The sequence below is a fragment of the Paenibacillus sp. FSL L8-0470 genome, assembly GCF_038008625.1.
Lineage (GTDB): Bacteria > Bacillota > Bacilli > Paenibacillales > Paenibacillaceae > Paenibacillus_AQ.
The window spans coordinates 1,968,152-1,983,775 of the sequence record NZ_JBBOZM010000001.1; the positions used below are offsets into that span (position 1 = coordinate 1,968,152).

Below are 15,624 nucleotides of genomic sequence, written 5' to 3' on the forward strand. Positions count from 1 at the left end.
TGTAACTGATACGATCAGGCATGAGTGATTTACAGTATTTTGGTTGTCAGGCCCCAAGCTGGGGCAATCTAACCTTAGTGTTAGAAGACAAACCTAAATGCTGTGTTGCTCATGTCTTTTTTGGTTTCCTGTTTGTGAAATTTACTATTAAGGAAGTGGCCTAAATGTTCAAAAAGTTGTTTGGCGTTTTGCAAAGAGTCGGTAAAGCGCTTATGCTTCCTGTAGCCATCCTGCCTGCGGCGGGCTTGCTGCTCGGGATCGGCAACATGCTGGTTAACCCTGATTTCCTTCAATACGTACCGGCACTGGAAAACAGCGGGGTTCAGGCCGTTGCCAACGTTTTGATGAACTCGGGACAGATTGTTTTTGATAACCTGTCGCTCTTGTTTGCGGTCGGGGTAGCCATCGGTCTTGCCGGTGGTGAAGGGGTTGCCGGTCTTGCGGCAATCATCGGATTCCTTGTCATGAATGTAACCATGGGAACGGTACTGGGCATTAACGCTTATGTATTGACCTGGAAGGATTTCTCCTATTCCAGTGTCCTGGGGATACCGACGCTGCAGACAGGGGTTTTCGGCGGTATTCTGGTCGGGATACTGGCCGCGTCGATGTACAAGCGGTTCTTCCGCATAGAATTGCCGTCGTATCTCGGTTTCTTTGCGGGTAAACGGTTTGTGCCGATTATGACGGCAGTAACCTCCCTGATTCTTGGACTTGTATTGACGGCTGTATGGCCGCCGATCCAGCACGGCCTGAACTATGTGTCGCAAAGCATGATCAACACGAACTTGACGCTGTCGGCCTTTATCTTCGGTGTCATTGAGCGTTCACTGATTCCTTTCGGCTTGCATCACATTTTCTATTCACCGTTCTGGTATGAATTCGGAAGTTATGTCGATAAAGCCGGTGAACTGGTACGCGGGGATCAGCGGATCTTCATGCAGCAGCTGCGCGACGGGGTGGATTTCACAGCGGGTACATTTACAACAGGTAAATATCCGTTCATGATGTTCGGTCTGCCGGCAGCGGCGCTGGCGATCTACCATGAAGCCAAACCTGAGAACAAGAAGATTGTCGGCAGCTTAATGGTTTCTGCAGCCCTTACTTCTTTCCTGACAGGGATTACAGAGCCGCTGGAATTCTCATTCCTGTTCGTAGCTCCGCTTCTGTTCGCAGTGCATGCTGTCTTTGCAGGTCTTTCCTTTATGACTATGCAAATCCTTCATGTTAAGATCGGAATGACCTTCTCCGGCGGCTTTATCGACTATGTGCTGTTCGGTATTATCCCGAACCGTACTGCGTGGTGGCTGGTTATCCCGGTAGGTCTGGTTATTGCCGTGATTTACTACTTTGGATTCCGCTATGTCATCCGGAAGTTCAATCTGAAAACTCCGGGCCGTGAAGATGCATCCGATGATTCGGAAGACGTCAGCACGGGGAATGTATCTACAAGCGGTGATGATCTGCCGCGCAACATTTTGTCCGCACTGGGCGGCAAAGAAAACATCACCCATCTGGACGCCTGCATCACCCGCCTCCGCGTCGAGGTTAAGGATAAGGCAGGCGTAGATAAGAACCGGCTGAAGAAGCTGGGTGCTTCCGGTGTGCTTGAGGTTGGTAATAACGTTCAGGCGATCTTTGGTACACGTTCAGATACAATCAAGTCACAGATACAGGATGTCATGAACGGCAGAATTCCAGCTGCTTCAGCTGCTGCCGCACCGCAGCCTGAGCTTGAGAAGCAGGCCGGTGAAGAAGGCGCAGCAATTATTCCTGAGGACATCGTGTCCCCGGTAAATGGCGAGCTGCTTGATATTACGCAGGTTCCAGATGCTGTCTTCTCCCAGAAGATGACGGGTGACGGATTCGCCTTCCTGTCAGATGACGGCAAGATTGCTTCACCGGTATACGGTAAAGTGTTCAATGTATTCCCGAGTAAGCATGCCATCGGGATTATGTCCGACGGCGGCAAGGAAGTGCTCGTGCATATTGGTGTTAATACTGTAAAGCTTAAAGGCCAAGGTTTCACGATTCTTGTAGAAGAAGGCGACCTGGTAGCTGCAGGACAGCCGATTATGGAAGTGGATCTGGAATACGTGAAAGCCCATGCGCCTTCCGTTATTTCACCGGTCATCTTCTCTAATCTGCCTGAAGGGTCTACGGTTACCTTGAAGAAGCCGGGTAAGGTGGCTGTAGGCGATAAAGACATCATCAGCATTAAGTAACATGTGCATTGGCATAGCGCTTCCCTTATAATGAAGGGAGCGCGGCCTTCACATAAGACAAACATTCAAATTAACAGAAAGCGAGTTGGATATTATCATGCAAAAAACATTCAGAATTATTGACGAAGACGGAATTCACGCACGCCCAGCAACAGCGCTGGTAAATACAGCAACAAAGTTTAAAGGCACAGAAGCATTCGCGGAAGCCAAAGGTAAAAAAGTAACACTTAAATCCATTCTCGGCGTATTGTCTTTGGGTCTTGAAGCCGGCGATACTTTGAGTCTGATTACTGAAGGCAGTGAAGAAGCGGAAGCACTGAGCGCACTGCAAGATGTGATGATTAAAGAAGGGCTGGGAGAGCTCCATGAATAAAATTTCAGGAATCGCGGCTTCAGCAGGTATTGCCGTAGCCCGTGCATTTATCCTGGAACATCCGGATTATACAATCACGAAGACTGCTGTAAGCGATGTGGAAGCCGAGATTGCCAAACTGGAGAGCGCCCTGGAGAAATCCAAGGGCGAGCTGCAGGGCATTAAGGAGCGCACGCTCGCTGAATTGGGCGAGAAGAAGGCGGAGATTTTCGAATCCCATCTGCTGATTCTTGAAGACCCCGAACTCATCAGTCCCGTAATGGATAAAATCCGCGAGGAATCGGTTAATGCGGACTATGCCCTAAATGAAGTCGCCACTCAGTTTATCGAAATGTTCGAAAATATGAAAAGTGCTTACCTGCAGGAACGTGCCGCTGATATGCGCGATGTAACCAAACGCATCCTGAACCACCTGCTGGGTATTCACTATGTAAGTCCTGCGGAAATCAATGAAGAGGTTATCGTCATTGCCCTGGATTTGACTCCATCCGACACGGCGCAGCTTAATCGTAAATACGTGAAGGGCTTCACGACGAATATCGGCGGACGCACCTCGCACTCGGCCATCATGGCCCGGTCCCTGGAAATTCCGGCGGTGGTCGGCACCAAGAATGTACTGTCTGAAGTCAAGGCGGGAGATCTGGTGATAGTCGACGGTTTGAGCGGAGATGTTCTAATCAACCCGAGCGATGCTGAAGTCGCCGAATATAAAGCTAAGCAGGAAGCCTATGATCTGCAAATCGCCGAGTGGAAAAAACTCCGCGATGAGCCGACCGTATCGGCTGACGCCAAACATGTAGAACTGGCTGCCAACATCGGCACACCTAATGATGTGAACGGTGTGATCGAGAACGGCGGCGAAGGTGTAGGTCTGTACCGCACCGAGTTCCTATACATGGGCCGCGACAAGCTGCCTTCCGAAGAAATTCAGTACAATGCGTACCGCGCCGTGCTTGAGAACATGAACGGCAAGCCGGTTGTTGTGCGCACACTGGATATCGGCGGCGACAAGGAGCTGCCTTACCTGGAGCTGCCGAAGGAAATGAACCCGTTCCTTGGGTTCCGTGCGATCCGCCTGTGTCTGGACCGTCAAGATATTTTCCGCACCCAGCTGCGCGCGTTGCTTAGAGCAAGTGCCCACGGTGACCTGCGCATCATGTTCCCGATGATCGCTACGCTCGGCGAATTCCGTGCAGCCCGCGATCTGCTGCTGGAAGAAAAGGCTAAGCTGCGCGAAGAAGGCAAGGAAGTGTCGGACAACATTCAGTTGGGCATCATGGTAGAAATTCCATCAACGGCGGTTCTGGCGGACCAGTTCGCCAAAGAAGTCGATTTCTTCAGTATTGGTACCAACGATCTTATTCAATATACGATGGCTGCCGACCGTATGAATGAACGGGTATCCTACCTGTACCAGCCTTACAATCCGGCGATCCTGCGTCTGGTCAAAATCGTTATCGACGCAGCCCATGCTGAAGGCAAATGGACCGGCATGTGCGGCGAAATGGCTGGCGACAGCACAGCGATTCCGTTGCTGCTCGGTCTGGGCCTTGATGAGTTCAGCATGAGCGCAACCTCCATCCTGCCTGCACGCAGCCAGATTTCCAAGCTGTCCGCTGCAGACATGAAGGAAATGGCTGCCAAAGCACTTCAGCTTGGCACCGCCGAGGAAGTTGCTGCACTTGTGCAGAGCAGCGTGAAGTAATTCGCAAAGCTATCTTGCATTATCCGTTTAGGCAATTCACTCTTCCAACTACTGCTGGCCTCCTCTATAGGAGGCCGTTTTTTTGTTGTCGGCAGCAGTACATCACCTGTTGTTCGTGCTTTCTTTTATAAGGACAAGCTCAAATGCATGGGCGCAGCAGCCGATAATAGAATGTGGGCACATAAAACAGGTGGAACCCAAACCTGTGAACATAGTGTTACATATTATATTATGATTCAAAAGAAAGACAGTACTCTATAGACTTTACTTGCAGATCTGTGCAAGTATTAATTTCTTCCGTAGTGGAAATAGTTGGATTTAAGTGAAGTAAACCGTTATCCGGCAATATGGCGGAGAACAGGGGGATGGTGGAATACATGAACAGCAATTATATAAATACAGAGACAATAATAGAGACTTATGAAGGCAAAGACCTTGGACTAACCTACACTGTAGGCAGCAGCCAGTTTAAAGTATGGGCTCCAACGGCCTTTACGGTATCGGTTGTATTGTATGAGACCGGCGGGATCGGCGCATCTGTATCAGCCGTTTATTCCAAAGACAGTGGAGTGATTATCCCCATGCAGCGCCAGGACGGCGGTGTTTGGCAGGCGCAGCTTACCGGAGATCTGAAAGGCAAATATTATATGTACCGCACCGTATTTGCCGATGGCAGTATAAGGGAGGCCGCCGATCCCTATGCAACCGCTGTTTCGGCGAACGGGCTGAGGTCGGCGATTGTGGATCTGCGTGAGACCGATCCGCCCTCCTGGGCAGAGGACCGTTCCCCACAGTTGCCACATCCCGCAGATGCGGTAATTTATGAGCTGCATGTTCGTGATTTCTCCGCCCATGAGAGCTCTGGCATGTTGCACAAGGGCAAGTTCAAAGCATTTACGGAAACCGGATTACGTGATTCCGCAGGAAATGCACTGGGAATTGATCATTTGGCTGAACTGGGGATTACTCACGTGCATCTAATGCCGGTATTCGATTTCCAGACGGTAAACGAACTGAATGCAAGTGGTCCGGATACCGAAGCGGGATATTACTCCGAATATAACTGGGGGTATGATCCACAGCATTATAATGTACCCGAAGGGTCCTACAGTACGAACCCAGGTGAACCCGGGACCAGGATCCGTGAATTCAAAGAAATGGTGCAGGCACTGCACAGCCGAGGCATTTCGGTCATTATGGATGTGGTGTACAACCATACGTATTCTGTTGAGAAGGGGCCATTCGAGCCGCTGGTGCCGGAATATTACTACCGTCATGATTATTTGGGTAGACTGACTAACGGTTCGGGCGTCGGCAACGAAATTGCCACGGAACGGCCTATGGTGCGCAAATATATAAAGGACTCCTTGTTATACTGGGCTTCGGAGTATCATATCGACGGGTTCCGGTTTGATCTGATGGGCCTAATGGACAGCGTAACCATGCGTGAAATTACAGAGGAGCTGCGCCTTGCCATTAATCCGAATCTGCTGATCTACGGGGAGCCGTGGACAGGAGGGGACTCTCCACTGGCAGACAAAACCCTGAAGGGTGTACAGCGCGGCAAAGGTTATGCCGTGTTCAATGACAACTTCCGCGCGGCAATAAAAGGCGACAGCGATGGTTGGGGCAAAGGCTTCGCAACCGGAGAATACGGCAAAGAAGGCGCAGTGGCATCGGGAATAAAAGGAGCGATTCATGAATTTACCGACTCGCCTGTCGAAACGGTGAATTATGTAACCGCTCATGATAACTTGAATCTGTGGGATAAGGTGCTTGCTTCCCAAGGCCAGCGCCAGGCGGCGAACCTGCCTGAACTGGAGAACGGAAGATTGAGGGGCGGCGGAGAGGTCAAACGGGCGGTTGCTAAAGCAAATCCGTACTTCGCAATCGACCTGCAGGATGTTCTTGGAAATGAAACTGTGCGCCGATCTTTGCTGGCGAACGGGATCATTTTAACCTCCCAGGGCATTCCTTTTCTGCATGCCGGAGATGAAATGCTGCGCAGCAAATATGGGGATCACAACAGCTATCGTTCCCCTGATGTGATCAATGCGATCCGCTGGGATAATAAAGAGACATTTATGCCTGTCTTTCAATATTATAAAGGTCTTATTGAGCTGCGGCGCAAGCATCCTGCCTTCCGTCTGCATGGACGGCAGGAGATCGAGCGCTCACTGGAGTTCCTGCGCTGTGAAGACGGCGTCGTCGCTTATCAGCTGAAGGATAATGCAGGCGGTGATGTCTGGAACAACATCGTTGTTATTTTCAACGCCAACTGGGGGCCTGTTACTCAGCAGCTGCCTGAGACAGGAGGTTGCTGGAACATTGTGGTAGATCATTCCCGTGCCGGAACAGAAGCCTTCCGTATTGCCACAGATCACGCAGTGGAGCTTGAAGGACTGTCGATGATGGTATTGTATGATGTCTACGGCGAGCCTGCACCGCGGGCAAAGATCATTGAGGTACATTATGACCGCCCCGACGGCGATTACCGTGGCTGGAATCTTTGGGTTTGGGGTACAGGTATCCAGGATGGACAGTGCGATTTCCGGCAGATGGAGGATGGACGTGCGGTAGCGCGGATCGAAGTGGTGCCGGGAACAGAGTCGGTTGGATATATTTTGCGGCTGAATGACTGGGAAGAGAAGGGTAGCGGAGACCGCTTTATTGACTGCTCCGGCAGTGAAGCGCTGCTTAAGGTGGTGGTGCAAGACCGCAGCAGTGCATGCAGCGGCGATGCAGATAATCCGCTACAGATAAGCAGCTGAAGTTAAGATATCGAAGAAACGGATAGCCACTCAGCTGATAAAGGCTGTTCCAGCATCGCCGCCGTTTGGGCAGTGATTCGGGAACAGCCTGTTTTGCTGCCTGTTTCTTTATTTATGCTTGTCTGAATATTCTTCGTCCACAAGCTCATTGTATAGATTGGCTTCGTTGCCGCCGCTGTTTTTGGAGCGGTACATCGCAAGGTCGGCGGCGTGGAGCAGTTCGTTGATACTGCCGCCATGCTGCGGATAAAGGGCTACGCCGATGCTGGCGGAAGTATGAAAGCTGGAGCCTTGGTTGACGGACCAGGATTTGTTGAACAGCTGAAGCAAACGGTCCAGCATTTCGTTCAGCATCTCTGGATTGGTAAAGCGGTGAAGTACCACGGCGAACTCATCGCCGCCGATGCGGAACGCCTGACCGAATCCTTTGACCGTCTGCTGCAGCTCACGGGAGAGCAACTGCAGGAATTCATCTCCGGCCAAGTGGCCAAGGGTATCGTTAAGCTGCTTGAACCTGTCACAATCGAGCAGTGCAACTGCTATTTCCTGTCTGCGGTCCTCCGGCTGATTAATCAGGTTCTCCATGTACATTTTAAAATGGGCTCTATTGGGGATGGCTGTTAAATGGTCATAGAAGGCCAGCTTGTGGAGCCGTTCCTCATGTTGCTTACGCTGGGTAATCTCACGAGAGATAAGCATATACTGCGCGGGAAAAGCACGGCTGCCGGTGATCAGTGAGATTTTCGTTTCCAGCCACACCCAGTGGCCTTCTGCCGAACGCATGCGCAGCTCCGAAATCCGCGGAGTCCCCTGAACCACACTCTTCAGCTTAACCCAAGAGATTTCAGCTTCGCGGATATAGTTGGAGAGAGGAACACCTTTGTCCGGCACGTAGCCAAGCACGCTGCAATGGGAAGGTGAGGCGTACAGGATGATGCCGTTTGAATCGGTCAAAATAATGAAATCAGACATGGTCTCCCCGATCAGCTGGTATAGGGATTGATCTTCCTGCATTTCACTTTGCAGCGAAACTACTCTGCGGCAGAGATAGATAATAACGAGCATAAGCAGGAACAAGATCAGCGAGTAGACTGCGAACAGGGTGCTTTTTCTCTCACGGAACTCTTGGGTAATCTGCTGTCCATAGTTGTCGATCAGGTGCTCGGATTGATCCAGACTGCTGCGGACCTCACTCAGCCGGGTGTTGATCAGAGTTGCTGAGTACGTATCCGGATTCCAATTGCTTTCCATGCGCTGAGAGATCAGTTCCTGCCCGGTATTCTTCCAGTTTTCAAAAGCGTCTTCGAAGCTCAGCAGCTCGTTTCTCAGCCGGGAGAGCAGCCGATCGCTCTGTGCCATCCTCTTTTCCGGATGGTTCATAGCGTTGATGTTGTAGCTGGCCATGACCAGCCGCTGCTTCATCTGGGCATTATTGTCATGAAACTCCTGAGACATCAGCCTGCGCTGTTCACTGGTAATATTCCGGTTCATCACCGTGTGCAATGCAAGGGCAGACTGGTGGAGATCCCGGTCGGCATTCAGAATCAGCTCTGAATTTCGGTAGACATCGCTGTACAGTGAATCTGAAAGCCGGTTAATTGTGTGGTCCAGATACAGCAGAGAAGCGGTGCTGATGCCCGCCAGAATAACGGAGATAGCGGCAAATAAAAGGATTAATCTGCGTGTATTTTTGATTTTGTATAAAGCCACTGTCATCCTCTCCCCGCATAAAACTTTGAGAAATCTCTTTGATAGTAGATGATACCTATGCGGAACTAATCCCACTGCGGGTAATTGGCCGCAGGGACAACGAAGAGAGTGTTCTTTTCAAATAGTCATAGAAACATAGTGTTTCCAGTACGATTAGGGATTCTTCTCATCAGTATGTAGGACGTCCTGCTTAGGGCATCCGGGCCGGAACATGGAATTTATGGGGTTGATCCGAGCCTGAAAATGCCCAAAATCCCCTGCCAGCCGACCTTTCGGGTCATCAAGCGATCCGGTAAGCCGGGGAGGAGATGGGGATATTGATCTTGAGTCCTATTACCCAAGTTTTCTACAAACGATACTCCCTTTCTGTGCTAAGCGCTAAAATATCATAGCTGCCGCTCCAGTCCCCTATATTAAAGGTTAACGTATTCGTTCCCGGCGAGTTTAAGGATTAATTCCTCTGAATTTGTCGGCTTGTCAAAACGACATTTTGTGCATATAATAGATAGACATATCTTCTGAGTAAGAAGATGCAGTTTCTTAGCAACATCATTATAAATGCAGTGATGGAGAAGAGTACGCAGTGCCTGGCTTACAGGGAGGAGACGCCGCAGATTGAGAGCGTTTCTAGGAGAGCAGAGCTGCCGAAGTTCACTCCGGAGCAGATCCCTGAATTTACTTCAAGATCTTTTTGAAGAAAGACAGTAGGGGAAACCGGCCGCAGACCGTTATTTCTGTTAAAGTGAGGCATGTCTTTACCGCACCGAAAGAGGGAATACAGCTCTTAAGGGAAGGGGTACGGCAGTCTAACAAGGGTGGTACCACGGTCTTTTCGTCCCTTACCGGGAGGAAAGGCCTTTTTTTGTTGACAATATGATGATTAAGGGGGCAGTACACGCCATGAAAGAAAAGCTGGAAGCATTGAAGGTTGAGGCATTGGCTAAGCTGCAGGAAGTAACCGATCCGCAGGTTCTAAATGACTTACGCGTGAAGTATCTGGGCAAAAAAGGCGAGTTAACCGAGGTTCTGCGGGGAATGGGAGGGCTTAGCGCGGAAGAGCGACCGGTAATCGGCCAGGTGGCGAATCTGGTGCGCAGCGCGATTGAGGATATTATCGGCTCCAAGCAGGAGGCATTCCAGCAGCAGGAAACACTGACCCGCCTGCAGGCAGAGAAAGTGGATGTTACGCTGCCGGGCCGCGGGTTGCCGCAAGGCGGAATTCATCCGCTTACCCGGGTGGTCCAGGAGATTGAAGATATCTTCATCGGCATGGGCTACCGGGTAGAAGAAGGCCCTGAAGTAGAGACGGATTACTATAATTTCGAGGCGCTTAATCTGCCGAAGAACCATCCGGCACGCGATATGCAGGATTCCTTCTATTTGACGGATGATCTCCTGATGCGTACGCAGACCTCTCCGGTGCAGATCCGCACCATGCAGGCAATGCAGGGCGAAACACCGGTCAAAATCATCTGTCCGGGCAAAGTGTTCCGCCGCGATGATGATGACGCCACCCACTCCTTCCAGTTCCAGCAGATCGAAGGTCTGGTCATTGGACGGGGAATCCGCATGAGTGACTTGAAGGGTACATTGCAGCAGTTCATGAAAGAAATGTTCGGCCCGAGTGCGGGGATCCGTCTTCGGCCGAGCTTCTTCCCATTCACCGAGCCTAGCGTTGAAGTTGACGTCAACTGCTTCAAATGCGGCGGAGACGGCTGCCGGCTGTGCAAACAGAGCGGCTGGCTGGAAATCCTCGGCGCTGGCATGGTGCATCCGAATGTACTCAGAATGGGCGGATACGACCCTGAGGAATATAGCGGCTTCGCCTTCGGCGTAGGTGCAGAGCGGATTGCCATGTTGAAATACGGCATCGACGACATCCGTTATTTCTATACCAATGATATGGGCTTCGTGAAGCAGTTCAAGGGCATTTAGATTTTTGACGGGTGAGCGGCTGTTAGATAAATACATCTGAAATAAAGGAAGTGAGCGGACATGAAAGTATCAACCGGATGGCTGGCTGATTATATATCGTTAGAGGGAGTAACCGCTGAAGAGCTGGCGGACAAAATCACCACCGCAGGCATCGAGATTGACGGTGTCGAGCGCCGCAACAAGGGGCTTTCCGGGATTGTAACCGGATATGTGAAATCGAAAGAAAAACATCCCGACGCTGATAAGCTGAACGTATGTATCGTGGATGCAGGACAGGGCGAGGATCTGCAGATCGTATGCGGAGCAAAGAATGTCGAAGCGGGGCAAAAGGTGCCTGTAGCCTTGGTGGGCGCGAAGCTTCCAGGTCTTGATATCAAAAAAGCCAAGCTGCGCGGCGTATTGTCGCAAGGCATGATTTGCTCAGCTAAGGAGCTTGGGCTCAATGACAAGCTGCTGCCGAAAGAACTGCAGGAAGGCATTCTTGTTCTGCCTGAGAATACTGAGATCGGCCAGGATATCCTGAAGGTGCTGAGCCTGAATGATGAAATTCTTGAATTCGATCTGACACCGAACCGGTCCGATTGCCTAAGCATGATTGGCGCGGCCTATGAGGTAAGCGCGATTCTTGGCCGGGACCTGAAGCTCCCTGATCCGGCAGCGGATCTGATAGAGACCGGGGGCAAGGCGCCCGACTCTATTTCCGTAAAAATCGAGAATGACGAATACTGTTCCCACTATGCAGTTCGCTATATTACCGGAGTGAAGCCTGCTGCGTCTCCGCTCTGGATTCAGAACCGGCTGATGGCTGCAGGAGTCCGTCCGATCAATAACATCGTGGATATCACCAACTACGTCATGCTGGAATACGGACAGCCGCTGCATGCCTTTGACAGTGACAAGGTGGAAGGCGGCGTGCTTGGCGTCCGCTTTGCGCAGGAGGGAGAGATTCTGACTACGCTCGACGGCCAAGAACGCAAGCTGGAGCCGCAAATGCTTGTGATCGCCGATGGGGCAAAAGCCGTAGCGCTTGCCGGAGTGATGGGCGGACTGGCAACGGAAGTAACTGGAGAAACAGTGAATCTGGTGCTGGAATCGGCCAATTTCGACGGTGGAACGGTCCGCAAGGCATCACGCCAGTTCGGCCTCCGCTCCGAAGCATCATTGCGCTTCGAGAAGGAAGTGGATCCGAATGCTGTAATTCCGGCATTGAACCGGGCGGCAGCACTGATTGCGCGTTATGCCGGGGGTTCAGTGCATGAAGGCATTGTTCAGGCAGGAGGAGACTCTGCACAGGAGAAGGTTCTGAGCTTGTCTCTGGAGAAGCTGAACAACTATCTCGGCACGGAGCTGTCTCTGCTGGAAGTGAAGACATTATTTAGCCGTCTGCATTTCAAATGCGGCGATGCCTCCCAGGGAGTCGTTGAAGTTCAGGTGCCAACCAGACGCGGCGACATCAGCTATGATGTGGATCTCATTGAAGAGATTGCCCGTTTGTATGGCTATGACAATATCCCGACAACCCTGATGGAGGGCACTACCACTGCAGGAGCACTCACTAGACAGCAGTTCCTGCGCCGCGAGCTGCGCCGCCTGCTGTCCCTTGGCGGATATCAGGAGGTCATGGGTTATTCCTTCATCCAGCCGGAGCAGAGCAAATGGTTCCCTGCGTTTGCAGAAGGCCAACTTTCTGTGAAGCTGGCCATGCCGATGAGCGAGGAACGCAGCGTGCTGCGTACCAGCCTCATTCCGCAGCTGCTTGATATTGCCCTCTACAATATCAACCGCCGGCAAAGCGATCTGGCGCTGTTCGAAATCGGCAATGTCTTCTTCACCGATGAAGAGCAGCTCACCCGCCAGCCGCGTGAGCTGCCGGTGCTGGGACTGCTGCTGAGCGGAAGCCGCGCAGCCAAACAGTGGAATGTGACGGCAGAGCCTGTCGATTTCTTCGATCTTAAGGGCGCGCTGGAAACCGTGTTTGCGCATCTGGGACTTACCGGACGTGTAGTCTATGAGGCTGATGCCCCGCAAGACTATCATCCGGGCCGTTCCGCTTCGGTGTATCTGCTGGGAGATGAAGGGCGCGTGATGATCGGAACAATCGGCCAGCTTCATCCTGAACTGCAGCGCAAGCTTGACCTGGAGGATACCTATGTAGCTGAGATCCTGCTGCAGCCGCTCTATGAGTCCGCACGCGCTAACCTGCAGTACAGTGAACTGCAGCGCTACCCGGGAATGGAACGGGATATTGCAGTCGTTGTGGATTCGGAAGTTCCGGCAGGCCATCTGCTGGCTTCCATCCGTGAGAACGGAGGAACACTCCTGCAGAATGTGCAGGTGTTCGACGTGTACACCGGCGGCAAAATGGAAAGCGGGAAGAAGAGCGTAGCGATCTCGCTGCTCTACCGCCATACGGAACATACACTGACCGATGAGGAAGTCGGGGAAGTGCATGATAAGGTTGTTTCCGCACTTCAGCAAACTTTTGGTGCGGAATTAAGAAAGTAGCAGGAATTGTGCAAAGCCGCAGCGAATCCATTAAGAATCAGAGATTCGCTGCGGCTTTTTTCTAATAAGTCTAAGGTGCGGCGGATATAGACTAAATCAATATAATAAAGACGTTTTTTTGCCAAATGTTTAAGAAAAACGCTACAATAGAAGCAGGGATAGCAACTTAGAATCCGCACACATACAAAGGAGGGCACAACTGTGGCTATGGACCGGACTCGTGTCGCCGTGGAGATATATGGAACTTCCTATAAACTTGTCGGAAGCAGCACTGAATATATGAAGCAGGTTGCCCGTTATGTGGACGAGCACATGCGCGCAATTTCCAAATCACATTCCAGACTGGATACACCGCGGATTGCGGTGCTTGCAGCCGTACATATGGCAGAGCAGGCCATCCAGGTTCAGGACTTTAAGAACGAGCTGAATATGCTGACCGGCGAGCGCACGGAGCTGCGTGTGGAGGTGTCGCGTCTCCTCGAAGTACAGCGGGAGCGGCAGGAGGAATTCGAACGGCTGGATGCTGCGGCCAAAGAAGAGGCAGCACGGCTGATTGCCGCCGCTGAAGAGGAACGCAAACGGCATTTGGAGATACAGGAACAGGAGCGCAAGGTTCATGCCGAGCAGCTGCTTGAAGCAGGGAAGACGGCTGCTGCGGACCGGGATAAGCTGGCTGAAGAGCTGCAGGCCCGTGAGCTGGAACTGAAGGCGCTGCGGGATACGAATGAGAATGAGCAGGCTGCTGCCCGCGAGAGTCACCGGCAGGAGCTGGAAAGGCTTGAAGCTGCACGTCTGGAGCAGCTGGAAGAACTGAAAGCGGCGCATGCGCAGGAGCTGGAGCTTCTCCGGGAGACTTTGTCTAAGGAGAAAGCGGAAACGCTGTCGGCTCTCCAGCAGGAACTGGCTGAGACCCGGGAGACGCTGGGAAGCGAGGTTGTGGAGATCCGCACTTCGCTGAGCAAGGAACTGGCGGATACCAAATCCGCGCTGGATAAAGAACTCAGCACCGAAAGAGAAGCGCTGCAGAAGGAGCTCGCCAAGAATAAGGAGCTGCGGCAGTCGCAGGGTACCCAAGAGCACCGGCATAAGCAGCAGCTCGGAGAGCTGGAGAAGCAGCTTAGCGAGCTGCGCGGCGGAACCGGACAGCTTCAGTCCAGGCTGAGAGCGGCGGAAGCGGGGCTGAAGGGTGAACGTGATGCCCGTACGACGCTTCTGGCGCAATATGAAGCGGTTCTAAGCCGGGAGGAGCAGCTTTCTGAAGAGCTGCGCTCCGCTACGGAACTGGGAACACTGCTGAATGGGGAGCTGGAAGAGCTGCGCCAGCGTTATGAGCAGGTACAGCGCGAAGCCGTAGAACTTAGAGAATCGCTGCAGGCAACAACTGATACTTTAAACCACACCAAGGAGGAGCTGCGGTCTGCCGCCGAATTGGGAGAGCAGCTCAGCGATGAGCTGGAAGGACTGCGCCAGCGGTATGAGCTGGCACAGCAAGAATCCTCAGAGCTGCGCAAATCGCTGCAGGGAACCAAGGACACTCTGCTGAACGTACAGGCGGAGCTTACCCGTACTGCAGAAGAAGCCGGGAATTGGCAGGAGCTGGCGGACAAGCATATGGAGGATATCAGCGAGCTGGAGATGAACCTTCTGGAAGCTGAAGAGAAGTCAGCAGGACTGCAGCGTGAGATTGATACGCTCCGCGGCCAGGCAGACGGAATGGTGCAGCAGCTCGACCGTGAGGCTCAACTGCGTGCAGAAGCGGAAATGGAGAGCGCAGCACAGCGCGAAGCTGCAGCGGAAGCCCGCAAGGAGCTTTCGGTGCTGCGCGGGCGTTATGAGGAACTCATTGCGCAGTATGATGATGTTCTGCAGGACGGAGAGCAGCTTCGCGAAAGATACGAGCTGCTGGAAGCCGAAAGCGAAGAGTCCACACGGCGTCTCGAAGAGCTTTACGAAGCCAGCCGTGAAGCTGCCGTAACCGCAGCAGAGCAGCAGGAAGTGCTGAAGGAAGCGCGGGAGTACGAGGCATCCTGGAAGTATAAGTATGAAGAACTTCAGCAGCGTCAGCAGCAGTGGAGCGAAGCGGAAGCCACTCTGCGCGAGGAAATCGAGATCTGGCAGCAGCAGGCCGGAGAAGCCGAAGCCGAGGCTGAATCCATGAACCGGGAGCGTAGCGAAGTGCAGTTGCAGCTCGCGGAAATCGGTGAGAGCTACGAGCTCGTGCAGGGACAGCTTCGTTTGGTACAGGCGCAGTTCGAACTGCGGCAAGGTGAGCTGGATAAGCTCTCTCAGGAGCATCGCAATCTCCAAGGGGAATATGCCAAGCTGCAAAGTGAATATAATGAATGGATTCAACTGATCGAACAGGATAGTTGAATGGCGGACGCAAGATAAAGACGGGGC

9 protein-coding genes are annotated in these 15,624 nt (G+C 52.3%); 8 read left to right on the forward strand and 1 reads right to left on the reverse strand.

From position 1 onward, the window contains the following. The first annotated feature begins 164 nt into the window (after nt 1–164). The 4 genes from ptsG (at nt 165) to pulA (ending at nt 7,074) form a co-directional block, all read left to right on the forward strand. Nucleotides 165–2,225: a glucose-specific PTS transporter subunit IIBC gene (gene ptsG, locus NST99_RS09010; RefSeq protein ID WP_341091169.1), complete on the forward strand. Its 2,061-nt coding sequence runs from the start codon at nt 165–167 to the stop codon at nt 2,223–2,225. 97 nt (nt 2,226–2,322) lie between these two features. Then, nucleotides 2,323–2,598, forward strand: coding sequence for an HPr family phosphocarrier protein (locus tag NST99_RS09015; protein ID WP_038599075.1), 276 nt, complete (start codon nt 2,323–2,325; stop codon nt 2,596–2,598). Continuing rightward, the gene (gene ptsP, locus NST99_RS09020; RefSeq protein WP_341091170.1) at nt 2,591–4,303 is read left to right on the forward strand and encodes a phosphoenolpyruvate--protein phosphotransferase; all 1,713 of its coding nucleotides are present in this window, start codon (nt 2,591–2,593) and stop codon (nt 4,301–4,303) included. The genes NST99_RS09015 and ptsP overlap by 8 nt, the downstream gene beginning before the upstream one ends. 377 nt (nt 4,304–4,680) lie before the next feature. Beyond that, nucleotides 4,681–7,074 carry a type I pullulanase gene (gene pulA, locus NST99_RS09025; RefSeq protein WP_341091171.1) on the forward strand — a complete coding sequence of 798 codons (2,394 nt, stop codon included), beginning with the start codon at nt 4,681–4,683 and terminating at the stop codon, nt 7,072–7,074. A gap of 108 nt (nt 7,075–7,182) precedes the next feature. Here the strand turns inward: pulA and NST99_RS09030 are convergent, their stop codons facing one another. Then, nucleotides 7,183–8,784, reverse strand: a complete 1,602-nt coding sequence (locus NST99_RS09030) for a sensor domain-containing diguanylate cyclase (protein ID WP_341091172.1) — start codon at nt 8,782–8,784, stop codon at nt 7,183–7,185. 566 nt (nt 8,785–9,350) lie between these two features. Here NST99_RS09030 and NST99_RS09035 point away from each other — a divergent pair. The 4 genes from NST99_RS09035 to zapA all read left to right on the forward strand — a co-directional run bounded on the left by NST99_RS09035 (nt 9,351) and on the right by zapA (nt 15,597). Next, entirely contained in the window at nt 9,351–9,479 is a 129-nt protein-coding gene (locus tag NST99_RS09035; protein WP_341091173.1) for a hypothetical protein, read from the forward strand. 205 nt (nt 9,480–9,684) lie between these two features. Beyond that, nucleotides 9,685–10,719, forward strand: a complete 1,035-nt coding sequence (gene pheS, locus NST99_RS09040) for a phenylalanine--tRNA ligase subunit alpha (RefSeq protein WP_341091174.1) — start codon at nt 9,685–9,687, stop codon at nt 10,717–10,719. Nucleotides 10,720–10,779: 60 nt separating this feature from the next. Continuing rightward, nucleotides 10,780–13,224: a phenylalanine--tRNA ligase subunit beta gene (gene pheT / locus NST99_RS09045; RefSeq protein ID WP_341091176.1), complete on the forward strand. Its 2,445-nt coding sequence runs from the start codon at nt 10,780–10,782 to the stop codon at nt 13,222–13,224. A 207-nt stretch (nt 13,225–13,431) separates the two neighbouring features. Next, entirely contained in the window at nt 13,432–15,597 is a 2,166-nt protein-coding gene (gene zapA / locus NST99_RS09050; RefSeq protein ID WP_445745019.1) for a cell division protein ZapA, read from the forward strand. Nucleotides 15,598–15,624 lie beyond the last annotated feature (27 nt).

Bases quoted from the DNA above. Each gene is read 5' to 3' on its own strand.
- pheT (WP_341091176.1), top strand. From the start codon at position 10,780: ATGAAAGTATCAACCGGATGGCTGGCTGATTATATATCGTTAGAGGGA.
- NST99_RS09035 (WP_341091173.1), top strand. From the start codon at position 9,351: ATGGAGAAGAGTACGCAGTGCCTGGCTTACAGGGAGGAGACGCCGCAG.
- NST99_RS09015 (WP_038599075.1), top strand. From the start codon at position 2,323: ATGCAAAAAACATTCAGAATTATTGACGAAGACGGAATTCACGCACGC.
- zapA (WP_445745019.1), top strand. From the start codon at position 13,432: ATGGACCGGACTCGTGTCGCCGTGGAGATATATGGAACTTCCTATAAA.
- ptsP (WP_341091170.1), top strand. From the start codon at position 2,591: ATGAATAAAATTTCAGGAATCGCGGCTTCAGCAGGTATTGCCGTAGCC.
- ptsG (WP_341091169.1), top strand. From the start codon at position 165: ATGTTCAAAAAGTTGTTTGGCGTTTTGCAAAGAGTCGGTAAAGCGCTT.
- pulA (WP_341091171.1), top strand. From the start codon at position 4,681: ATGAACAGCAATTATATAAATACAGAGACAATAATAGAGACTTATGAA.
- pheS (WP_341091174.1), top strand. From the start codon at position 9,685: ATGAAAGAAAAGCTGGAAGCATTGAAGGTTGAGGCATTGGCTAAGCTG.